This window comes from Bacillus cereus group sp. MYBK15-3 (assembly GCF_051916765.1).
Taxonomy (GTDB): domain Bacteria; phylum Bacillota; class Bacilli; order Bacillales; family Bacillaceae_G; genus Bacillus_A; species Bacillus_A cereus.
The window spans coordinates 869,930-892,037 of the sequence record NZ_JBQAHG010000001.1; the positions used below are offsets into that span (position 1 = coordinate 869,930).

Below are 22,108 nucleotides of genomic sequence, written 5' to 3' on the forward strand. Positions count from 1 at the left end.
CATATCATGTTAAGGAAAAAGAATACCTTTTCACTTTAATACATGATAAGGAGGATTTCTATGAAACGTGATATTAGAAAAGCTGTCGAAGAAATCAAAAGTGCTGGGATGGAGGATTTCTTACACCAAGATCCAAGTACATTTGAGTGCGATGATGATAAATTCACTCATCATCATTGTACAACTGGATGTAAATGTACAACTGGGGGTAAATGTCCTAGAACAAGATGTACTCGCGTGAAACATTGTACGTTCGTTACAAAATGTACGCATGTAAAAAAATGGACATTTGTTACGAAATGTACACGTGTACGTGTTCAAAAATGGACGTTCGTTACGAAAGTAACGCGTAGAAAAGAATGCGTATTAGTTACAAAACGTACTCGCAGAAAACATTGTACATTCATTACAAAATGCATACGCTTTGAAAAGAAATTTTTCTGGACAAAACGAAGTTTCTGTAAAAAATGCGAATTCTTCCCTAACAGACACGGTCACTCTTGCGATGATTCATGTGATCATGGTAAAGACTGTCACGATAGCGGACACAAATGGAATGATTGCAAAGGCGGACATAAATTCCCATCTTGCAAAAATAAGAAATTCGATCACTTCTGGTATAAAAAACGTAACTGCTAGTTTTTATACCACCCAAAAAAAGGCCGTTTTGCGGCCTTTTTTACATTTATTGAAAGTGACTTATATCTGCAAATTGTTTCACTTTACCAATACCCTCTTCAAATTCTATTATGCTCAAACTGGCACTATGCATAAATGGATCATCCCACACATTTTCTATTTCAATTCCCGCGAAATGCCCTACAAGTAATTTTGCTGCTGCCGCATGAGAAACAATCAATATGTTTTGTCCTTTATGCTTCTCTAAAAGAAGCTGCATACCTTCAATTACTCTTTCATAAACGGCCTCAAAATTTTCGCCTGATGTTGCCTGAAAAAGATGTGGCTCATTCCAAAACAGATGTACTTCTTCTGGAAATTGCTTTTCTATATCTGCGATTGTTTGTCCTTCCCATATACCCATGTTGATTTCATAGAAATGCTCATCCGCTATAATGGGTATATCACGTTCCCCCTTTATTAACTCTGCCGTATGAAGTGTTCTTTCGCTCGGACTACTATAAATCGCATGGATTGGTAAATCTTTCATTCGATTCCCTAATTGTTTCGCCTGAACTATACCATTTTCAGTTAAAGCAGAATTTTTCCGTCCCTGCATTCGCTTCGCTACATTCCACTCTGTTTCACCATGCCTTGTTACATATATAGTTGTTTTCATTTCATACTCCCCCTCACCATATTGGTCGTAATTCCCACGGTTCAACTCTCCCTACAATCCACTCCGCTCGTTTACTTTCAATCCCTTTTATAACTCCATCAGCTATCTCTTCATGAGTAAGCCATCTTCCATATGTATCTTCTAAAATAAACCCTAAAATAATTCTATGATAAATACATCGCGTACTCCCTATTTTTTGTGCAGGCATACGTGATGCTTTATTACCTAAAATATGAAATAAACTATATGTTTTAGACGACAAATCTAGTTCTTTACAAATATTTGATAGTGCATGCTTTGCACTTGTGTGTACCCATGCAACAACTAATGTGATCGGGCCATTTTTCTTAATTGTACTTTTAATAGCCAGCTTTACATCTTCATCATTATAATAATCTAACGAAAGGCATGTAATATTTTCTGGTGCAGAACTCATTCGCTTAACATTTTCTAATTTCACTTCATCTCGCCCGATAATAGAAACATAAAATCGTTTCTCACAAAGCCACATAGAAACTTTCTTTAGCATTCCTGTTCCACCAATTACAAGTGCATGCAAATGCTATCCCTCCTAATAAAATTTCATATGAGGTTTCTCATCTCTATAATAATTTAAACGGTCTTGCAGTGTCCCTGAGTGAAACTCAAATTTATGACCGTCAGGATCAACAAAGTATATAGATTCGCAATCCCTTACATCACGTTCTCTTCCTTGTAAAATATGAACATCATTTTCTTCTAATCGCTGTATTAGACATTTAAAGTCTTCTTGTTCAACAGAAAATGCAATGTGCGTATAAGATTGATGAATCTCATTTCTCGGAATATGCGTCTCTTCATTAAGCGCTATCCATACTCCACATATGTTAAAATAAGCTAATTTTCTTCCTTTAACTAATAATTCTCCTTCTAATACTTTTTCATAAAACATAATAGAGTTTTCTAAATTAGATACCGAAAAACAAATATGATTGATTCCTCTTAACAACTATAATTCCTCCTTATACAAATAAAAGATGAGCGAAAATTCACTCATCTTTTATTATACTATTTTTTTGTAATATATGCCCATTTATAACTGAAGTCCCCGCCAAACGTATGGTTAGCAATGCCTTTTACAAATGGCTTCTCTAAATAAGCTGTACTTTGTTGGTACGTAGGAGAAATTGCTGCGTCTTGACCAATTAAGATTTTTTCAGCTTCCGCAAGTGCATTCCAGCGTGCTTTATCATCTTTTAATAGCTCTCCTTTTGATTTCGCTACTAAATCATCATACTTCGGATTAGAATAATCCATTTCATTAAATGAGCTTCCAGTAACAAACATATCAATATAAGTCATTGGATCCGGATAATCAGGGCTCCATGCAGATAATGAGAATTCATATTGGAATTTCTTTTCTAAATCTAGCTTCTGCTTGTATGGTTGCTGTTTCAAATTCACTTTAATACCAGGCAAGTTTTTCTCTAGTTCTTCCTTAATAAAGTCGCCTACTTTTTTACGGCTACCGTTATCATCGTTTAGTAATTCAACCGTAATTGTATCTTGACCAAGCTCTTTCTTCGCTTCTTCCCATAATTTTTTTGCTTTCTCTGCGTTATCTTTACTATCACGGAAGTTTTTATTTACAGAGCGGAAATCTTTTCCATCCGGACCTGTCGTGAATTTTTCAGGTACTAAGAAATATGCTGGCAATGAACCGTCATTTAAAATGACATCAGCAATTCCTTTTTTATCGTATGCTAAATCAATCGCTTCACGTACTTTTTGGTTTTTAAATGTTGCATTTTTTTGATTAAAGCGTAAGAAATACATACGCGGGTCTAACTTCGTTTTAAATTCATCTGGTTTATTCTTTTTATATTTATCAACAAATTCAGAAGTTAAAATAACTCGATCTGCTTGATCACTATCATATAAATTTACTCCCGTGCTTGTTTCCTTCACAATACTTACATTAATTTCGTCTAACTTTACAGTATCTTTATCCCAATAATTAGGATTTTTCTTTAACTGATAATTTTGTTCATGTTTCCATTGACTCATTGTAAATGGTCCATTATATACTAATTTATCTGCTTCTAATCCGTATTTATCTCCTTGCTCTTTCACATATTTTTCATTTAATGGGAAAAATGTAGGGAACGACGTAAGCTCAAGAAAATAAGGTGCTGGTTGCTCTAATTCTACTACCAACGTTTTATCATCCTTCGCTTTAACACCCAATTGATCTAATGGTAATTCACCTTTATTTACTTTCTGTGCATTTTTCACATCAAATAAAATGAATGCATATTCTGCCGCTATTGCTTTGTCTAATGTACGTTGCCATGCATATACAAAATCTTGTGCTCGAACTGGATCACCATTTGACCATTTCGCATCACGTAATTCAAATGTATATGTCTTTTTATCTTCACTAATCTTCACATCTTTTGCCATACCTGGTGTTGGTTTATTATCTTTATCTAGACGATATAAACCTTCCATTGCATTTACAAATACACGGAAAGATACAGAATCCGTTGATTTAGATGTATCCATTGAAGGAATTTCAGCTGTTTCTAGCAAATTTAAAACTTGTTTATCTGCCATTCCCTTATTCGATTCTTTCTTCGTTGTCGAAGCCTTCTCACCATTCCCACATCCTGCAACCAATACACTCGTCGTTAACGCAAGTGCAGCAATTGTTGTTGTCTTTCTCTTCATTCTTCCTTCCCCCAATCTATATGTATAAGTTAAATCCTATATAATATATTTCATTATACAAAAGATTCTGATTATTTTAAATATTTATTTTAACAAACATAGAAAAAAGCGATCGGAAATTTCTTTCCAGCCGCTTTCTTGAATAGCATTTACTTGTAATCCATCCTCTATATCAAATGGATTTTGAACTTTAAATATTTCTTCCATCAGCTTCAAAAACTCTTCTTCAGTTTTAGATTCACCATTAACCATAAATGAGTATGGTTCCACTTCACCTAATTTATAATCGACAACAAATTGAATCTTCACCTTTTGTCTTGGCGTTCCGGTGTTATATCCTTGGAATTCTACTAATTCTAACCCTTCCGTTCCACGATAATATATCCAACCTGAATTTTGAAAATAATTTTCGAAAGATTCACCTATTGAAAAGAAAGGATATTCATAAAGCGAGCTTGTACGAACCTTTTGAATAACGTCTCGATCAGTCGGAAAAAAGAAATGACTAAAAAATATGCTGGCAACTGCTAAAATAGTAACAATTGTCGCTCCCATTTTGCTCGTTCCGCCGCTATCATTGATTAGATAGTTTTCAACTGATTTATCTTTTATTTCTCTTGCTTTTATTCGGTATATACGTCTTTCCGCAAATTGATAGTACAATCCATTTGCAAAAATCCCCATTCCAAACAGAATAAAAATGAGTAATAAAAACGTAAGAGGCACCATATTAATGATTGGCAACGCTACATTAAATCCCATATAATACGAAAATGCATCACACGCTACTAATAACAACATAAATAAAGCAGCTGGTACATAATACTTACGATATCCTAGCCAGCCTATATTGAAAATAGCAGCCCAACCATTCCAACTCCACCTAGCAATCCGCTTATTCTCAAGTTCCCATTTCCTTTTGTAATACGGATATTGTCTCCCTACATATACTTCTAGTTCTTTATCTATTAACGAGCTACCTTCATCTTGTTCATTATCCAAGTTTCGCTGACAACTTGCACAATTTAACTGTTCCTCCTCGCAAGGTTGCCCACAATTTATACATTTCAAAACAATCCCTCTTCCCATCCATACGTCATTTCAAAATACCTTCGTGTTTTAATAACCACTCTTTCCTCCATAAACCACCAGCATATCCAACAAGCTTTCCACTCTTTCCTATTACACGGTGACATGGAACAATTATTGAAATTGGATTCCGACTATTTGCCCCTCCTATTGCCCGTACAGCTTTTGTATTTCCAACTTTCTCTGCAACATCTAAATATGAAGCACTTACGCCGTATGGAATAGTATAAAGTGCATCCCATACATTTTTTTGAAATGCTGTTCCCTCCGCAGACAGCGGGACCGTAAACTCTTTTCTTTTCCCTTTAAAATATTCATCTAACTCATTTATACATTGTTCTATCATTTCATTTTTATTTTCTTCTTGTCGTTCATCAACAAATATAACAGACGTAATTCCTTCTTGATTCGCTGTAATTTCAAGCAAACCTACTTCGCTTTCATAATAAGCCTGGTACATATGCCATCCTCCAATTCAGTTCATATTAGTCATTGTAACACGAATATACAAAATTTTTCGTATAAGCGTTTTATTAGAGAAACAAAAAAGAGAATGATACAATGTAAGAAAATTCAATCTAGGAGGCTATTGGATGAATTCCGAACTTTTTTCACCTTATACAATTAAGGACGTTACATTAAAAAACCGGATTGTTATGTCACCTATGTGCATGTATTCATCGGAAAACGGGGATGGCCAAGTAACGAATTTCCATCTCATTCATTATGGAACAAGAGCTGCCGGTCAAGTTGGTTTAGTTATGATTGAAGCAACAGCCGTGTTACCTGAAGGTCGAATTTCAAATAAAGACTTAGGCATTTGGGATAACAGTTTAATTGAAGGCTTACATAAAACGACTACTTTTATACATGATAATGGTGCAAAAGCTGCCATTCAACTCGCTCACGCCGGAAGAAAAGCAGAACTAGAAACAGATGCGTTAGCTCCTTCAGCCATTCCATTTAATGAAACAATGAAAATGCCAATAGAAATGAGCAAACACCAAATTAAAGATACCGTATTAGCTTTTCAGCAAGCTGCAGTACGATCAAAACAAGCTGGATTTGATGTTATTGAAATACACGGTGCTCACGGTTATCTTATTAATGAATTTCTTTCTCCGCTTTCCAATAAGCGGACTGATGAATATGGTGGTTCACCTGAAAACCGCTATCGTTTCTTACGCGAAATCATTGACTCGATAAATGAAGTTTGGGACGGGCCGTTATTTGTCCGTATTTCAGCAAATGATTATCATCCTGACGGGTTAACAGTTCAAGATTATGTTCAGTATACAAAGTGGATGAAAGAACAGGGAATAGATTTAATCGATTGTAGTTCTGGCGCAGTTGTACCAGCACATATTGATGTGTATCCCGGTTATCAAGTACAATATGCCAAACATATTAAAGAGCATGCTAACATTGCAACTGGTGCAGTTGGATTGATTACGACCGGAGTACAAGCAGAGCAAATTTTAAATAATAACGAAGCAGATTTAATTTTCATCGGACGTGAATTACTTCGCAATCCGTATTTTCCGAGAATAGCGGCCAATGAACTTGGCTTTGAATTGCAAGAACCTCACCAATATAAGCGAGCACCAGGAAAAATTCATACGAATAAATAAAACCGAGAAGTCATTCTTCTCGGTTTTATTTATTCTATCGTTGTAATTTCATTTGAATTATAAGTATGGATACCCGATTCTTCTCGCAGCGCGGTTATATACATCCCTTTCGCCACATCTTTAGCTGAAATTGGTTTATATTTTTTGAAAGCTCCTTTAAAGATAAACGGAATAATACGAGATAACTTTTCAGCCATTCGTTCGCCGAAACGAAATTCTTGTCGATTTCCTACTAATAATGATGGTCTAAAAATGTGAATACCACCAATCACTAACTTTTGCAATTCTTCTTCCATTTTTCCTTTCACTTGTGAATAAAAGAAGAATGATTTAGGATTCGCTCCCATAGAAGACACGACAAGGAAATTTTGTACCCCTTGTTTTTCAGCTAAACACGCAGCCCGTAACGTATATTCATAATCTACTTTTTTAAAATTTGCTTTTGTTTTTGCTTTTTTTATTGTTGTTCCTAAGCAACTAAAAACATCATCCACAGCAAAGAACTCTTTATATTCCTCTAATACCGAAAAATCAACTTGTTTCTGCTGTAACTTCTCATGTTGCAATTGCATTGGCTCTCTTACAAAAATAGTAACCGAATCGTAGTAATCTGATTCAAGTAATAGACGCGTTATCTCTTGTCCAACTAAACCACTTGCACCAAGTATTAACGCTGTTCGCTTATTCATATATGCATATACCTCTTATTTTACTTTTCTCTCCTTTAGTAAAATACAACCTTTAGGAGTTTCCTGCTCTTATTTTACCACAAGTAAAACACTATGCGTACGCATAGTGCTTTACTCACTCTTTTTTCTCATCTCTCTCTTGTAATTTCGTTATTGTTGTAGCGTCCCCTAAATTACTTATTAATCTTCTTAAAAAAATTAATACGAAAGATAATGGCAATACTACCGCTAATATTAATAAAATAGTTTCCATTAAGTAACCCAAGCGCTCATCCCCCTCTTTACCTCCTTTTCAATATATGAAAACAGCGTTGTCACATATGCATGCATTTGCAAAAATAATACACCTATATTTGACAACTTTATAACAAAAACAAATCGGAATGATTATTATTTATTGCAACTTTATTAAAGATGTATTATACTAAGTTCGCAAACTAAAACGTAATTATTCCGTTTTGTATTAAAATGATATTTTTCTTCTATAATTGGGGAAAATATATCCGTAAAAAAGAAAAGAGGAGAACTTCATGCCTAAAAGATTGACTATATTTTCATTCTTACTTATTTTTACCTTAATTTTCGCTGGCTGCTCAAATAAAAAAGAAAGTAATGCCAAGAAAGATGGAAAGCTAACAGTTTATACAACGATTTTTCCACTTGCTGATTTCGCAAAGAAAATCGGTGGCGACTATGTAAATGTTGAAGCGATTTACCCACCTGGTGCAGATTCACATACATTTGAACCAAGTCAAAAACAAACAGTACAAGTTGCAAAAGCCGATTTATTTGTTTATAACGGCGCTGAATTAGAACCATTTGCTGAAAAAATGGAAAAAACATTACAAAAAGAAAATGTTAAAATTGTAAATGCATCTAAAGGTATTGAGCTTCGTGCTTCTACTGAAGAAGAGCATCATGATCATGGAGATGGCCATAAAGAAGATGAACATCATCACGATAAAGACCCGCATGTTTGGTTAGACCCTACTCTAGCAATGAAACAGGCAGAAAAAATTAAAAATGCACTTGTAGAGTTACAACCTGAACATAAACAAGAATTCGAAAAAAACTTTGCAGCACTTCAAACTAAATTTACTGATTTAGACGATGGATTTAAGGCAGCTGTAGCGAACGCAAAAACGAAAGAAATTTTAGTTTCTCATGCTGCCTATGGTTACTGGGAACAACGATACGGCCTAAAACAAATTCCTATCGCTGGAATTTCAGCTTCTGATGAACCATCTCAAAAGCAGCTTGCTGACATTACAAAAACAGTAAAAGAACATAACCTAAAATATATTTTATTCGAAACATTCTCTACTCCAAAAGTAGCATCCGTAATTCAAAAAGAAACTGGTACAAAAGTTTTACGCTTAAATCACTTAGCTACTATTTCTGAAGATGATGCAAAAAATAATAAAGATTACTTTACTTTAATGGAAGAAAACGTAAACACATTGAAAGAAGCAACAAACTAATCCATTATACTTTCTAGGCAGCTGAATTTGTTATTCAGCTGCCTTTTTATGTATTTATCCTTGACTTGACCAAAATAACAAGTAAAATTATCCATATTAGCTTTAAAGCTATATTAATTTAGAAGGTGAGTTGGAATTATGAATCTTCACATTTGTGAAGTAACAGCAAAAAATTGGCGTTCAGTAGTTGCTTTAGACGTCGCAAAAGATCAGCAACAATTTATTGAAAGTAACGCGTTTTCTTTAGCAGAATCATTATATGAAGGAAACGGAACGTCAGTAGGTTTATATGATGGAGAAACACTTGTAGGATACGCAATGTATGGATGGTATTCAGTAAAACATAAAAGTGTATGGCTCGATCGCTTTATGATTGACCAACAATATCAAGGAAAAGGATACGCAAAACGTTTCCTTCGCTTACTCATTCAATTCTTACAAGAAAAATTTGAATGCAAAATAATTTACTTAAGTTTACATCCAGACAACAAACTTGCAATGGGACTGTATGAATCATTTGGTTTCCGCTTAAATGGGGATATTGATGATGAAGGTCCAGTTGTAGGTGTTGTAATGGAGTTACTAATAGACGAAAATACAAGCCTGTGAAAACAGGCTTTTTATTATACATTTATCAATTTTTAGTTTCTCCCCCTTATTTAATTCTGTTTTGCAATCTAATAGAATGCTCATAAAAAATAAGCCTGCAATTTACGCAGACTTATTTCACACACTCCTCGAAATGTTCTTGGAACCACTCTTTATTAATATCTCTTCCGATAAAAACTACTTCACTTACTCGCTCTTCGCCCTCTTGCCACTCTCTATCGTACGAAGCAGCAAATAACGTATGTACACCTTGGAAAACGATACGTTTATCTACTCCATCTATTGATAAAATTCCTTTGTAACGATATAAATATTCCCCTAGCTCTTGAACGACAGCTGACATCCACTCATTAAGCTTTTGTAAATCCAGCGGACGTTCTTCACGTAATACAAATGATTTCACACCTTCTAAGTGGTTATGTTCTTTATGAGGGTAAATTTGCAACGTATCTTTCATTTTAAACGTTTGGATTTGTAATAAAGATGGTATATCTACCTCACAGTTAGTCGCCTCAATTAACTTTGCAGTCGGGTTAATTCCTTGAATTTCATGCAAGAGATGTTCTTTCTCATTCTCTTCAATTAAATCTAATTTATTTACTAAAACGACATCAGCAAACGCAATTTGCTCTTTTGCTTCTAATCCTTTTACAAAATGTTTATGTATATGATAACTATCTACTACCGTTACAACACCGTTAATTTGGTAAGCAGATTGAATGACTGGATCTAAAAAGAATGTTTGAATAATCGGGCCTGGATTTGCAAGGCCAGTCGTTTCAATTACTAAACCATCAAAATCCATTTTCCCTTCTGCTTTTACGTCCAATAACTGTTTCAAAGCAACAAGTAAGTCTTCACGTACAGTACAGCATAAACAGCCATTTGTCATTTCCATAATTTCTTCTTCCACATTCATAATCAACTGATTATCAATGCCAATTTGCCCTATTTCATTTACAATCACCGCTAATTTCTTACCGTGATTTTCTGATAAAATACGATTTAATAATGTCGTTTTCCCCGATCCAAGAAAACCAGTTAATATTGTTACTGGAATCATTTCGTACATCTCCTTATAGCTATATGTTTCTATATTATAGCATATAGAGAAAATCGTTTTTGTAGCAAAACATATTTATTGTCTGTACACCTAATTAACTATATAATAACATGTAGTAAGAAAGCCTTTTCAAAACATTATTATTCTTCTAGGAGGTACTTATAATGGAGCGAGTTCAAATGGCTGAGACGCTAGAATTTTCTCGTATTATTCAAGGATTTTGGCGTTTAGCAGAATGGAATATGACGAAACAAGAATTACTTTCTTTCATTGAAGATTGTATGGATATGGGAATTACTACTTTTGATCACGCTGATATTTACGGCGCATATACGTGTGAAGGGTTATTTGGCGAAGCTTTACAATTAAAGCCTTCCTTACGAGAAAACATGCAAATTATTACAAAGTGTGGAATCGCTCCCCCATCACCGAAATTTCCAGAGCGATATGTTGCTCACTACAATACTAGTACAGAGCATATTATGCAAAGTGTAGAAGCATCACTTAAAAATTTACATACAGATTATATTGACGTATTACTTATTCATCGTCCCGATCCTTTTATGGATCCAAATGAAGTGGCAAAAGCCTTTTCACAATTAAAACAAGAAGGAAAAGTTCGTCACTTCGGTGTATCTAACTTCTTACCTTCACAATTTAATATGTTAAGTTCGTACTTAGATTTCCCGCTTATTACGAACCAAATTGAAGTTTCTGCATTGCAGCTTGAGCATTTTGAAAAAGGAACAATTGACTTATGCCAAGAAAAACGAATCAATCCAATGATTTGGTCACCTCTTGCTGGTGGGGAGATTTTTACTGGTCAATCAGAACGTGCTGTACGCGTACGTGAAACTGTGCAAAAAGTTGCTACTGAGCTAGGTGTTTCTAGTATAGATACGGTTATGTATGCTTGGTTACTTGCTCATCCAGCTAATATGATGCCAATCGTTGGCTCTGGTAAATTAGATCGCGTAAAAACTGCCGCTCTTGCTACAAAAGTTAACTTAGACCGTCAACAATGGTTTACAATTTTCGAAAGCTCTAATGGACATCCTGTACCATAATGCATAAAAAGAAGAGCTGTTTTCTTACAGCTCTTCTTTTTCATATGTATTTCTAGTCATAGCAAATACACACATATCCCTTAATCCGTTTCCATCTACCGCAACACTCGCACTTTCTAACGTACCTTCTAACTTAAAACCTAATTTCTCAGGTATCGCTCTACTCTTCTTATTTAAAGAATCACAACGAATTTCTACACGATTTGCTTTTAATTCAGAAAAAGCGTAATCCGTTATACCTTTCGCAGCCTCTACCATATAGCCTTTTCCGCTAAACCTTGTATCAATCCAATATCCAATTTCAAATTGAGGTATATCCCAATTAATACGATGTAATCCAGCTGATGCAATAAACTCACCTGTTTCTTTCGAAAATACTAGTAATCTTAAATCCTCACGTTGCAAAAATTGAATATGCGATTTTCTAATGCTCACTTCTACTTCTTCCTCTGTTTGCTCTTTCTGTGCAAACACCATCCAAGGTTTTAGTTCTTGTATTGAAGCCTGAATTGCATCATATACAACTTTACCATCTCCTGGTTTCGGCATTCGAATAAAAAGCCTGTCAGTATAAAATTCAGAAGGAAAATCGAATAATAACGGATTCACTGTAAACACTCCCTATATTTCTTTTATATATAATAATATCCATCTGAAGTTATATAGTAAAGAATTTTCTGAATTGAAAACCTTTTACTCATTCACTTCCACCGCTACACGAATTCCAGATTCAATCGCACCTTGAATCCATCCGTGATATAGCGTTGTATGATCTCCAGCGAAGAATATTCTCCCCTCTGGTTTGACAATCGCTGGTTGCAGCTCAGTTTCTTGACCTGCTTGAAAAAGTGCAAATCCTCCAAGCGCATACGGATCCAATGTCCAGCTTTTTGAAATTCCAGATATGAACTCATTATACACTTGACCACCTAATATTGTTGCTAAGTTGTGTAATGCGTAATAAATACGATCCCCTTTTGATAAACCATCCCATAACAACGCGTCATAAGACCATGTATAGCTACCTAACATCATAGCCGGTCCTTTCTCCCCAATTCCATAACTTGGATAATAGGCATAACGAATTGGCAAATCTGTTATAATTCTGCCACCTAATTGTCCTTGTTCTTCCCAAAATCGGCTTTTAAATTGAATTCCTATTTTCGTCGCAGGCATATAATGTAATTCACGAATTGCTTTCCATTTTTCATGAGATATAGAATCAAACGGATCTACTTCTACAAAACGCATTGTCGAAAACGGAATGGTAACAATAACTAAATCTCCTGTAATACTACTATATTCAAAAGTTTCCTCGTTCCGATAGAAAGCTGTCACACCATTATCGTGTTGATGTAACTTCATTAATTTTTGATTATATATAATATTCTCTTCTAATTGCGGTAAAAATGACTTTGGCAATCTATCATTCCCGCCCACAATTTCACAAAATCCGCTCTCCTCTTGCATAATGTATAGAAAGCGTAAAGTCTCTACAAACGACCGTTCCAAAAAACCTTCTAAATCTAATAGAACACCAATCATCTCAATTGTTACTGGCGAAAAGTAAGTATTATATTGATAAGGATGATACTTTAAAAATTGTCCAGTAGAGTATCTCCCAAAATCCTTTACAACAATATCCCAATTTTTTTCTGGGTTCTTTTTTATAAAATTTATAATGGGCTGTACCGCTAACAATAATAATTCCTCTGACGTTTTTCCAACTTCATTCATTTCCACAGGATATCTTAGAATACTTGGATCTTTTTCATATTGTTTTAACGTCGTTTTCCGTCTATTTACGTATATAATATCCGTCTCATTCCTATTAATAAAAGGTCTCACCTGTAGCCTAAATTTTCTTATATATGCCATCGTTAATGTATGTGAATAAGGAATCCTCATTGCTCCAACATCTAAATATAATCCGGTATCTTCCATTCTAACTGTTTCTATACGACCACCTACCCGGTTATTTGCTTCAAAAATTTTCACATCATGTCCTGCACCCTTTAATAAAGAAGCTGAAACTAACCCAGCCATACCAGCTCCCACTACAATAATTTGTTTTGGGCTTATCGTCTTCTTCAATCCTTTATCTATAACTTTTAACGCTTCATCCATTTCAGTATTATACATTATATCTTTCTGCACAATTCCACCCCTTACTTCATCAAATGGACGTTAGTGGTTTAGTGCATTTTATTCATAAATCCCCATAAACATAACACCATTGCAATTTGAATATTCACTAAAAGTACATAAGAGACAGATCTCACTTTTCTTTATACTTCGTATAATATAGCAACTACAAAGAAGGAGTGGTTAAAAATGAAACATACTTATGACTACGATGCTACAAAAAAACATTTAGAATTAAAGAAACAAAACTTATGTAAAAAACTTAGCAATATGACACTATCTGAAAAAGAACGTGAACAACTAAAGCGTGAAATTGACAACTATGAATATATTTTAAATCTAGTCGAAATGAATCATTATGAACGCGGATTTTCTCGTTAAAAGCGGAAATAAGATTATCCGCTTTTCATTTTGAGCATTTCACTACGCATTTTTCATAAGTAAATATATAATAGGATGTACATTAAGATTGAGAGGTATATTCTATGATCAAGTTAAGTGTATTAGACCAATCACCTATTTCAGATGGTAGCACAGCAGCCCAAGCTTTTTCACATACAGTTACGCTTGCACAAGAAGTTGAAAAACTCGGATTCACACGTTTTTGGGTATCCGAACATCATAATTCCGTAAGCTTAGCTGGTTCAAGTCCAGAAATACTTATTTCTCATATTGCCGCAAAAACGGACCGTATTAGAGTCGGTTCAGGTGGTGTTATGTTACCGCATTATAGCCCATATAAAGTTGCTGAGAATTTTCGTGTTCTAGAAGCATTGTATCCGAACCGCATCGATCTCGGTGTTGGTAGAGCGCCTGGTGGTATGCCAATAGCAACTCGCGCACTTCAAGAAGGGAAAATGGTCTCACTTGATCAATACCCAGAACAAATTGCAGACGTTGCAATGTACTTACATGATCAAGTACCAGAAAACCATCACTATGCAAACTTAAAAGCCACTCCAGTTATCCCAACGTCTCCTGAAATGTGGATGCTCGGTTCTAGCGGAGAGAGTGCTAAAATTGCTGCAAACAACGGAGCTTCTTTCGCATTTGCACAATTTATTAACGGCTTCGGAGGCCCTGAAGTTATGAGGGCTTACCAAGAACAATATGAGCCTTCATTTTTAGGAGATAAGCCTAATTCAATCGTTGCCATCTTTGTTATATGCGGAGAAACAAATGAAGAAGCGGAAAAAATTGCTTCTAGTTTAGATTTATCAATCTTATTATTAGAGCAAGGAAAACGAACTACTGGTACTCCTTCTATTGAAACTGCTCAAAATTATTCATACAGCGCTTATGATTTATTCCGTATAAAAGAAAATCGTCAACGTATGATTGTTGGTGATCCGTCTTCTGTAAAAGAAAAAATAATAAACTTAAGCAAAGCATACAATACTGACGAATTTATGATTGTCACGATTACTCATCAATTTGAACATAAATTAAATTCTTATCGCTTACTAGCAAATGCTTTTAATTTATAATTCTAAAAAGAGATGCATCACATGTGATGCATCTCTTTTTCTTACTACTTATTGTTTTCATTTCCTATATATTCAATAGCTTCTTTTAATAGCTCTTCAAAGTTAATAGGATAATCATGATCTAAGTCAGGCACAACTTTATACTTATGTTCTATATTTTTCTCTCTTAATAGTTGTACAAATTGCTGCGTGGATTCGAAACAATCTTCATCTTGATCCCCGCATACTATATATCCTTTTATATGTTTATCCTTCAGCACTCTTAGCAACTCATCCCACTCTTCAATCTCGGGAATCCATGGTGCCATAAAAACAAAACCATCTACATTTATATCTTGTTGTAAAATCGTATATAAAGCTACTCTCGCCCCTGCAGAAAAACCACCAATGATTACACTTTCTACTGTATGATTTTCTATAAACTTATTGTAATGCTCTTTTAATTCCTCTTTCCCTCTCTCTATATCCTCCCAAACAAATCCATCTGAAAACTCAATTTGTGAAGACTGTGGTAAAGCTAACATATAATCTTGTATCAAAACAGATTTCCAATATGGTTCTACTATTTGTATATTTTCTTGGTTACCATGCAATGTAAGTAGTAGATTTCCCTCTTTCTTACTGTATATATATTTCACATCTGGTCTTTCCTTTTTATGTGCTAATTCTTCTCTTTCTTTACATAATTGCACCATTGTATGAAATTCTTCAAATTTATGTAGTGATTTTAAATCTTCGTCGGAAATTAAATACTCATTTCCATACCAGAATCCCTTTTCTATAATGGCCTCTCTCATTAAATGTAATGCTTCTTTTTCAAGTCCCGATGCACTTGCGAGTGCATACTTAAAATTATATATTTGCGCCTCATTCCCTATTACACCTGTAGCGTTTTCCATTATATAATTGTACGCTTCAAAACTTCCTTTATTTGCATAACAACGTAACGTTTCATTTAATAATTGAATGTAAGTCATACTATTTTTCATGTACCAATTCCCCCGAAACCTTTTATAATATTTGTTTGCGAATCTTTATACCACTTTGTATAACCCACGCTAACAATACCTTATTCTCAGAATGATGCTTAATAGTTGCTCTTCCCTGCCCAATACATTTAGTATAAATAATAATAGACTGAAAAATCAATATTTTAACAAACAAAAAAAGACAACAATATATGTATTGTTGTTTTCATTACGTCTACCCACTCTTTTGTTTTTTTCTATCTGGTTTACTTGAAACTAAATAATGTTTTTCTGAAATATATAAGTCTCTTTTTAAGCTACGAGTTAAGTAAGGTCCTAATTTCATTCCACATATGAGGCGATCTTCGCTACCTTCAACAATTGGGAACATTTCTTTTTCTGTTACGTATTGATCTACTGCTTTTTGTACGACATCAATTTCTTTCACTAGGTTTAAATTTTCTGCTGTATGTTCAAATACCTCAAGCGTTTCCTTCGTTATGAGAAAAACATTTGTTGGAAATGCAGGTAAATATGGTTTTAACAAATCATAATTTACTGTATAATCATCATTTACTAATACTGTATAAACGATATTAGCATTCGTTTCTAAAAACTGAGCCATCGCTTGTTCTAATTCATCTTTCGTAATTTCCCGCTCTTCTTTTCCAGTTCTGAAAAAGCGAAACATCGCATCGCCTCCTTTTTACTATATTATAGCATAAAAGAAAACTGAAAAATCATAAAAAAACCCATTGAAATAATTTTTCAATGGGTTTCTATATATTTATCGTTATTTTAAGAATGCACTTAGCATCCATACATGCTGTTCTAATGTTGTATGAATTGCTAACAGCATGTCAGCTGATGTTTCATCGCCAGCTTCACCCGCAACTTCCATACCTTCTTTTAATTCTTGAATAAGTGCAGAATAATCATTCACTAATGTTTGCACCATTTCTTCTGCAGATTCTTTGCTTGTCCCTTCGCTGACACTAGATGTTGCGAGATATTCTTTCATTGTCGCTAATGGTTTACCTTCTAAAGCTAAAATACGTTCTGCTAACTCATCAATATACGTTCCAGCCTCATTATAAAACTCTTCAAATTTCTCATGTAATGTAAAGAAGTGTGGCCCTGTCACATACCAGTGATAATTATGTAATTTAACATATAACACATTCCAGTTTGCTACCTGCTTGTTTAATACTTCAACAACATTTGTTTTCGTACTCATACAATCACTCCTCTTATCATTTTGTAATGTTTATCTTTTAATAACTTAATTACATTTTACCATACATTCCCTTTCCTTTCGAACAATTGGCTTATATGTAACAAAGTTTTAACACCTTTAATGCTTCCCTAATATCATTTAATTCATGTATTTTTTCAACCACTTCATACGTCTAATTGTCCAAGCTCATACATATGCATAATAGTACATCAAGCTCATCATAGTAGAAAGAGGGATAACATGGACAATCAACAATGGCAAGTAGCAAAGAAAGTAGCTGCTACTTATATCGGAACTGTCGTTGGAGCTGGATTTGCTACTGGACGAGAAATTGTTGAATTTTTCACAGTGAATGGATTATACGGGACAATTGGCATATGTGTAAGTGGATTTTTTTTTATTTGGCTTGGCACAAAGATGATGTTACTTTCATCACAAATCGGGGCATTTTCAGCGCAAGAATTTAACAAATATTTATTTGGGGATGTATTTGGGAATGTTGTAAACACATTATTATTACTCGTTTTATTCGGCGTAACGAGCGTTATGTTATCAGGGGCCGGTGCAGTATTTGAAGAGCAACTTCGCTTACCAAGACAACTCGGTATTCTCATTACAGTTATCGCTTGTCTCATTATAAGTAGCCGCGGGTTACAAGGTGTTTTTGAAGTAAATACACTTGTCGTACCTATTATGATGATTTTTATTATCGGACTTGCTATTACAACCTTTTTTCACGGTACACCTCCTATTAATAACACTATTCCTGCAGAGAGCTGGAATATGAAATGGATTACTAGCCCTATTACATATGTCGCCTTAAACCTTTCTCTCGCCCAAAGTGTTCTCGTCCCATTAGCCAGTGAAGTAAAGGATCGAAAAGCCATTTTTTGGGGTGGGATTTTAGGTGGTGCTGGACTTTCTTTAATTTTATTATGCAGCCATTTAGCAATCTTATCAGTCGATCAATTTTATCAATATAATATCCCAATGGCTGAAGTCATAAGAAGATTTAATGCAACTTTTCACTTCTTCTTCGTTCTCATTATTTTCGGTGAAGTTTTCACAACTTTAGTTGGTAATGTGTTCGGAATGACAAAACAGATGCAATCTATTACTGGGTGGAAAAATCACAATATTATTTTCTTCATTTTACTAATTAGTTATTGCTTTAGTTACATCGGTTACAGTGACTTACTTCACATTCTATATCCTATCATCGGATGGGTAAGTATTGTTATACTTCCAATCATTGCGTTTAAACAACTTCAAAAAACATAAAAAAGCATCCATGTTATTGGATGCTTTTTTATGTTCATTCACAATCATCACATACTTCCCAGTACGGTCCCATTTCTAATGCTAAATACGGCTTTAACTGCAACCGAATCATTCGACTAGGCATGCGTTCTAAAACAAATTGAATACCTTCTTCATCTTCGTCTAATTCAACTTTTGAAATCGTAATTTTTTGCATAGTCGTAATGGGAATTCCATCTTTATATAAAGTGATTTTCACCTCATCGTATTCATTAAAATACAATTCGACACTCATTTGATTTTTCAGTATTTCATCACCAATTTTAAATGTATCATTTTGTTCTTGGATTATATATTTCCATCCGCCTCTATCTTCTTTCGGAGCTGTTTGAAATAATGTCTCCAAATCCTCGTATAGCATAAGATAACCCCTCTCTTACTAAAAAACGATGAGTATTTTATATACCCTTTATCTCTATCACTATCCATAGCTATTGTACCATATATCACCGTTCTTACCGTATTCATTTGCTTCATACACACTTATAAAATAACTAATTCTATCTCCATTATTATGTATATTACCTCATTACTCCATACACTCTTACAAGTTCAAATAACGACAGACTTTAATCCATGCAAATATTGTCTACTCTCCGCTTTTATTAGCTCACAGCATTCACACTTTTACATATAGTAAGACTATCACAAATAAAAAAGGAGAGTGACTTATACCACTCCCCTTAAAAGAACTTCCCTATAGCTGCTAAAACTAATACGATTATTAAAATTGCAAATAATAATGAGACAATGAAACTAAAAATAGGTAACGCTTTCTTTTCATTCTTCTTAAATAGTAACTTTAAACTAAGAAAAATATTTACTGGTACAAGTATAAAATAAAAATATTTAACAATTTGCACCGAGCTATTCGAAAGTGTTTTTAATATAAACACTTCAATTAGAAAAACAATAAAAAATGAAATACTTAGCCAAAATGAGACGTAACTAAGCCAAGAATGTCTTTTTGTCCCCCAATACACTCCCATAATACTCTCCTTTTATTTGTATTCTATAGGTTAATAATTATACACAAAGCTAACAAACACCTCTATTTTTCGACAAATATTATGCAAAATACCATTTTAAACGTCATAAAGGAAGTTTACATCTTCATTTGATTTTACATAATAAAACAGACTACCCTCTAGTGTCATAATGCTACTAGGGGGAGTCTGTTCTCTATTAAACTTTAAATCTCTCAATTAATACTTGCAATTCTTCAGCCATTTGAGATAGCGTACCCGCCGCTGATCCAATTTCCTCCATCGAAGCTAGCTGTTCTTCAGCTGAAGCCGCAACATTTTGTGTGCTTGTCGCATTATTTTGTGCTGTCATTGCAATTTGTCCTACTGAAATAGATACTTCATTTGCCCCTTTTGACATTCCATTAGCCGTTTCAACCATCGTCTTAATTTGATTAGCTATTTCATTTGTAGATTGTAAAATTTCAGCAAAATTTTGCTTCGTTTCATTTGCAATAACAAGTCCAGATTGAACTTCTTCATTTACATGATTCATTGATTTGACTGTCTTACCCATATCGTCTTGTATTTCGCCTATTAATTTACTAATTTCACTGGAAGATATGCTAGACTGCTCTGCCAATTTACGTACTTCATCTGCAACAATTGCAAAACCTCTTCCATGTTCACCAGCTCTTGCCGCTTCAATTGCCGCATTTAAAGCTAGAAGATTTGTTTGATCTGCAATGTTTTGAATTACTTCCAATATATCACCAATTTGTTTTGATTTATTATTTAATAACTGTATAACAGCATCTGATTGTGAAACCGATTCTGCAATAGACTGCATCTGGTTTACTGTTCTTCCTACTAGTTTCCCACCATCTTCTGCTTTTTCACGAGTATGAGCAGAAGCGATATTAATAGATGATGAACTATTTGCTACATGCTGAATTCCTTCCGTTACATCAAACAGTAACATAGCACCATTTTCTACACTTGTTGTTTGCGTCGTTGCCCCACTTGATATTTCATCCATTGCTGTTGTAATTTGCTCAGTTGCTTCACTCGCTTGTCTTACACTTGCAGTTAGTTCTTCTGATGCTGCTGCAACATGTCCTGCCGAAGTGTTAATCCTTCCAATTAACGTCCGTAATGAATTTGTCATCTCGTTAAAACCTTTCGCAAGTTGACCAATTTCATCATTAGAATGAATTTCAATTGTTTGCGTTAAATCTCCTTCACTTATTTCTTTAGAAGTGATAACTAATCTCTTTAAAGGCTTCGTAATTGAAAGTGTCACAAAATAAATAAGTACTCCACCTACTACTAACGAAATAAGCATAACAATTAACATATTATAAAATACAGGTTGAGCAGCTTCAATTACTTCAGTTGCGTACATCGTCCCACCAATTTTCCAACCTGTTTTTACGTTTGTAGCAAATACCATATTCTTTTCACTACCACCATAAGAATATGTAAAAGCACCATGATTATCTTCATAAATTTTCTTTGCCCAAGAATCAGCTGCTTTATCCCCTGATTTTTCTTGTGGATGAGCAATGATTTTTTGCTTTCCATCTAAAATGAAGGCATATCCTTTTTTACCAATATTGATTAACTTTGTTGTTTTTAATAAATTGTCTAAACTTAAATCTAGCGCAACAACCCCATTTTTATCTTCTGTTTGTTTTGCAATCGTTACGACAATATGTCCATTTCCTTTTGCCTTATATGGCTCGCTAACAACAATACCACCTTGTTTTGCCACTGCATCTTTATACCAAGGTCGTGTTGTTGGATCATAATCTGCTGCCATTTGTATATTTGGTTCCTGTACAAATTTCTTATCATTACCGGCAACATACACTTGTTCAACATCTATATTCAAATTGATATACTGAGATAATGTCTTTCTTAGCTCATCCTGATTATCCCCTTGATACATATTCCCTTGAATTACTCGTGCAAAGTTATTCACATCGTTAAATTTTGCTTCAATCATTTGATTGATTAAATTATCTAATATTTTTATATTATCGTTAGCACTACTCGTAATTTGTGATTCAAAATTCTTTTTAGCAGTTTGATAAGACATGCCCCCGATTATAGAAACGGCTGCAATTAAAATTACAAAGAATGAAATTAATAGCTTTTTTGCTACTTTCATATCACGAAACAAATTTAATAGTTTACCCATTATGAACCTCCTAATTTTCAAATTTAAAAGTTAAATTGAGTTAATTATGAATATTTCCCATTCCTTAATTATTATTTTCATAACCTATTATGGTGAATACTTTGTAAAGTTTAAACAATTAATTTCTCTTTGTCTATATATATGAATA

Annotated in this window: 25 protein-coding genes; 8 read left to right on the forward strand and 17 right to left on the reverse strand. The window is 34.1% G+C overall.

Going from position 1 to position 22,108, the window contains the following annotated elements; all coding sequences use genetic code 11:
- Positions 1-60: 60 nt before the first annotated feature.
- Positions 61-639, forward strand: coding sequence for an exosporium protein ExsB (exsB, locus tag ACTFR8_RS04425; protein WP_000817498.1), 579 nt, complete (start codon positions 61-63; stop codon positions 637-639).
- 46 nt (positions 640-685) lie between these two features.
- Here exsB and ACTFR8_RS04430 read toward each other — a convergent pair whose 3' ends face one another.
- From ACTFR8_RS04430 to ACTFR8_RS04455, 6 genes are all read right to left on the reverse strand, one after another.
- Positions 686-1,297 (reverse strand): phosphoserine phosphatase 1, encoded by a 612-nt coding sequence (locus ACTFR8_RS04430; RefSeq protein WP_000858825.1) that lies wholly within the window; start codon positions 1,295-1,297, stop codon positions 686-688.
- Positions 1,298-1,310: 13 nt separating this feature from the next.
- The gene (locus tag ACTFR8_RS04435; RefSeq protein ID WP_000543128.1) at positions 1,311-1,856 is read right to left on the reverse strand and encodes a short-chain dehydrogenase; all 546 of its coding nucleotides are present in this window, start codon (positions 1,854-1,856) and stop codon (positions 1,311-1,313) included.
- Positions 1,857-1,868: 12 nt separating this feature from the next.
- Positions 1,869-2,285, reverse strand: a complete 417-nt coding sequence (gene fosB, locus ACTFR8_RS04440; RefSeq protein ID WP_000943767.1) for a FosBx1 family fosfomycin resistance bacillithiol transferase — start codon at positions 2,283-2,285, stop codon at positions 1,869-1,871.
- Between the two features lie 59 nt (positions 2,286-2,344).
- Positions 2,345-4,006 (reverse strand): peptide ABC transporter substrate-binding protein, encoded by a 1,662-nt coding sequence (locus ACTFR8_RS04445; protein WP_000824274.1) that lies wholly within the window; start codon positions 4,004-4,006, stop codon positions 2,345-2,347.
- An 84-nt stretch (positions 4,007-4,090) separates the two neighbouring features.
- Positions 4,091-5,095 (reverse strand): DUF2628 domain-containing protein, encoded by a 1,005-nt coding sequence (locus ACTFR8_RS04450; RefSeq protein ID WP_002196418.1) that lies wholly within the window; start codon positions 5,093-5,095, stop codon positions 4,091-4,093.
- A 7-nt stretch (positions 5,096-5,102) separates the two neighbouring features.
- Positions 5,103-5,555, reverse strand: a complete 453-nt coding sequence (locus ACTFR8_RS04455; protein WP_000283915.1) for a methylated-DNA--[protein]-cysteine S-methyltransferase — start codon at positions 5,553-5,555, stop codon at positions 5,103-5,105.
- A gap of 133 nt (positions 5,556-5,688) precedes the next feature.
- On the opposite strand from ACTFR8_RS04455, the gene namA reads away from it, so the two are divergent.
- The gene (gene namA, locus ACTFR8_RS04460; RefSeq protein WP_001083647.1) at positions 5,689-6,726 is read left to right on the forward strand and encodes an NADPH dehydrogenase NamA; all 1,038 of its coding nucleotides are present in this window, start codon (positions 5,689-5,691) and stop codon (positions 6,724-6,726) included.
- A gap of 29 nt (positions 6,727-6,755) precedes the next feature.
- On the opposite strand, the gene ACTFR8_RS04465 is transcribed toward namA, so the two are convergent.
- Positions 6,756-7,415, reverse strand: a complete 660-nt coding sequence (locus tag ACTFR8_RS04465; RefSeq protein WP_001042736.1) for an oxidoreductase — start codon at positions 7,413-7,415, stop codon at positions 6,756-6,758.
- 115 nt (positions 7,416-7,530) lie between these two features.
- The gene (locus ACTFR8_RS04470; protein ID WP_252209937.1) at positions 7,531-7,680 is read right to left on the reverse strand and encodes a hypothetical protein; all 150 of its coding nucleotides are present in this window, start codon (positions 7,678-7,680) and stop codon (positions 7,531-7,533) included.
- Between the two features lie 265 nt (positions 7,681-7,945).
- Here ACTFR8_RS04470 and ACTFR8_RS04475 point away from each other — a divergent pair, with 265 nt between their 5' ends.
- Together ACTFR8_RS04475 and ACTFR8_RS04480 are read left to right on the forward strand one after the other, a co-directional pair.
- The gene (locus tag ACTFR8_RS04475; RefSeq protein ID WP_001126151.1) at positions 7,946-8,896 is read left to right on the forward strand and encodes a metal ABC transporter substrate-binding protein; all 951 of its coding nucleotides are present in this window, start codon (positions 7,946-7,948) and stop codon (positions 8,894-8,896) included.
- 138 nt (positions 8,897-9,034) lie between these two features.
- Entirely contained in the window at positions 9,035-9,505 is a 471-nt protein-coding gene (locus ACTFR8_RS04480) for a GNAT family N-acetyltransferase (RefSeq protein ID WP_001048677.1), read from the forward strand.
- A gap of 112 nt (positions 9,506-9,617) precedes the next feature.
- Here the strand turns inward: ACTFR8_RS04480 and ACTFR8_RS04485 are convergent, their stop codons facing one another.
- Positions 9,618-10,568, reverse strand: a complete 951-nt coding sequence (locus ACTFR8_RS04485) for a CobW family GTP-binding protein (RefSeq protein ID WP_000613430.1) — start codon at positions 10,566-10,568, stop codon at positions 9,618-9,620.
- 164 nt (positions 10,569-10,732) lie between these two features.
- On the opposite strand from ACTFR8_RS04485, the gene ACTFR8_RS04490 reads away from it, so the two are divergent.
- Positions 10,733-11,635: an aldo/keto reductase gene (locus tag ACTFR8_RS04490; protein WP_000442785.1), complete on the forward strand. Its 903-nt coding sequence runs from the start codon at positions 10,733-10,735 to the stop codon at positions 11,633-11,635.
- A 24-nt stretch (positions 11,636-11,659) separates the two neighbouring features.
- Here ACTFR8_RS04490 and ACTFR8_RS04495 read toward each other — a convergent pair whose 3' ends face one another.
- Complete coding sequence (locus ACTFR8_RS04495; protein ID WP_001068743.1) at positions 11,660-12,244, reverse strand: GNAT family N-acetyltransferase; 585 nt, start codon at positions 12,242-12,244, stop codon at positions 11,660-11,662.
- A gap of 84 nt (positions 12,245-12,328) precedes the next feature.
- Positions 12,329-13,792: a flavin monoamine oxidase family protein gene (locus tag ACTFR8_RS04500; protein ID WP_252209936.1), complete on the reverse strand. Its 1,464-nt coding sequence runs from the start codon at positions 13,790-13,792 to the stop codon at positions 12,329-12,331.
- A gap of 177 nt (positions 13,793-13,969) precedes the next feature.
- Between ACTFR8_RS04500 and ACTFR8_RS04505 the strand changes: the two genes are divergently transcribed.
- Positions 13,970-14,161 carry a DUF3896 family protein gene (locus ACTFR8_RS04505; protein WP_000683359.1) on the forward strand — a complete coding sequence of 64 codons (192 nt, stop codon included), beginning with the start codon at positions 13,970-13,972 and terminating at the stop codon, positions 14,159-14,161.
- 104 nt (positions 14,162-14,265) lie between these two features.
- Positions 14,266-15,267, forward strand: coding sequence for an LLM class flavin-dependent oxidoreductase (locus tag ACTFR8_RS04510; RefSeq protein ID WP_000594042.1), 1,002 nt, complete (start codon positions 14,266-14,268; stop codon positions 15,265-15,267).
- A 44-nt stretch (positions 15,268-15,311) separates the two neighbouring features.
- On the opposite strand, the gene ACTFR8_RS04515 is transcribed toward ACTFR8_RS04510, so the two are convergent.
- The 3 genes from ACTFR8_RS04515 to ACTFR8_RS04525 form a co-directional block, all read right to left on the reverse strand.
- The gene (locus ACTFR8_RS04515) at positions 15,312-16,256 is read right to left on the reverse strand and encodes an alpha/beta hydrolase (RefSeq protein WP_000798318.1); all 945 of its coding nucleotides are present in this window, start codon (positions 16,254-16,256) and stop codon (positions 15,312-15,314) included.
- Positions 16,257-16,470: 214 nt separating this feature from the next.
- Complete coding sequence (locus tag ACTFR8_RS04520; protein ID WP_000488207.1) at positions 16,471-16,926, reverse strand: DUF3939 domain-containing protein; 456 nt, start codon at positions 16,924-16,926, stop codon at positions 16,471-16,473.
- 102 nt (positions 16,927-17,028) lie between these two features.
- A complete protein-coding gene (locus tag ACTFR8_RS04525) occupies positions 17,029-17,472 on the reverse strand; it encodes a Dps family protein (protein ID WP_000105199.1) in 444 nt (147 codons plus the stop codon).
- Between the two features lie 240 nt (positions 17,473-17,712).
- Here ACTFR8_RS04525 and ACTFR8_RS04530 point away from each other — a divergent pair, with 240 nt between their 5' ends.
- Positions 17,713-18,753: a YkvI family membrane protein gene (locus tag ACTFR8_RS04530; protein WP_000370203.1), complete on the forward strand. Its 1,041-nt coding sequence runs from the start codon at positions 17,713-17,715 to the stop codon at positions 18,751-18,753.
- A gap of 34 nt (positions 18,754-18,787) precedes the next feature.
- Here the strand turns inward: ACTFR8_RS04530 and ACTFR8_RS04535 are convergent, their stop codons facing one another.
- The 3 genes from ACTFR8_RS04535 to ACTFR8_RS04545 all read right to left on the reverse strand — a co-directional run bounded on the left by ACTFR8_RS04535 (position 18,788) and on the right by ACTFR8_RS04545 (position 21,960).
- Positions 18,788-19,153, reverse strand: a complete 366-nt coding sequence (locus tag ACTFR8_RS04535; protein WP_000965059.1) for a DUF3979 family protein — start codon at positions 19,151-19,153, stop codon at positions 18,788-18,790.
- 322 nt (positions 19,154-19,475) lie between these two features.
- The gene (locus tag ACTFR8_RS04540; protein WP_000539571.1) at positions 19,476-19,781 is read right to left on the reverse strand and encodes a hypothetical protein; all 306 of its coding nucleotides are present in this window, start codon (positions 19,779-19,781) and stop codon (positions 19,476-19,478) included.
- Between the two features lie 196 nt (positions 19,782-19,977).
- A complete protein-coding gene (locus ACTFR8_RS04545; protein WP_000517294.1) occupies positions 19,978-21,960 on the reverse strand; it encodes a methyl-accepting chemotaxis protein in 1,983 nt (660 codons plus the stop codon).
- Between the last annotated feature and the right edge of the window lie 148 nt (positions 21,961-22,108).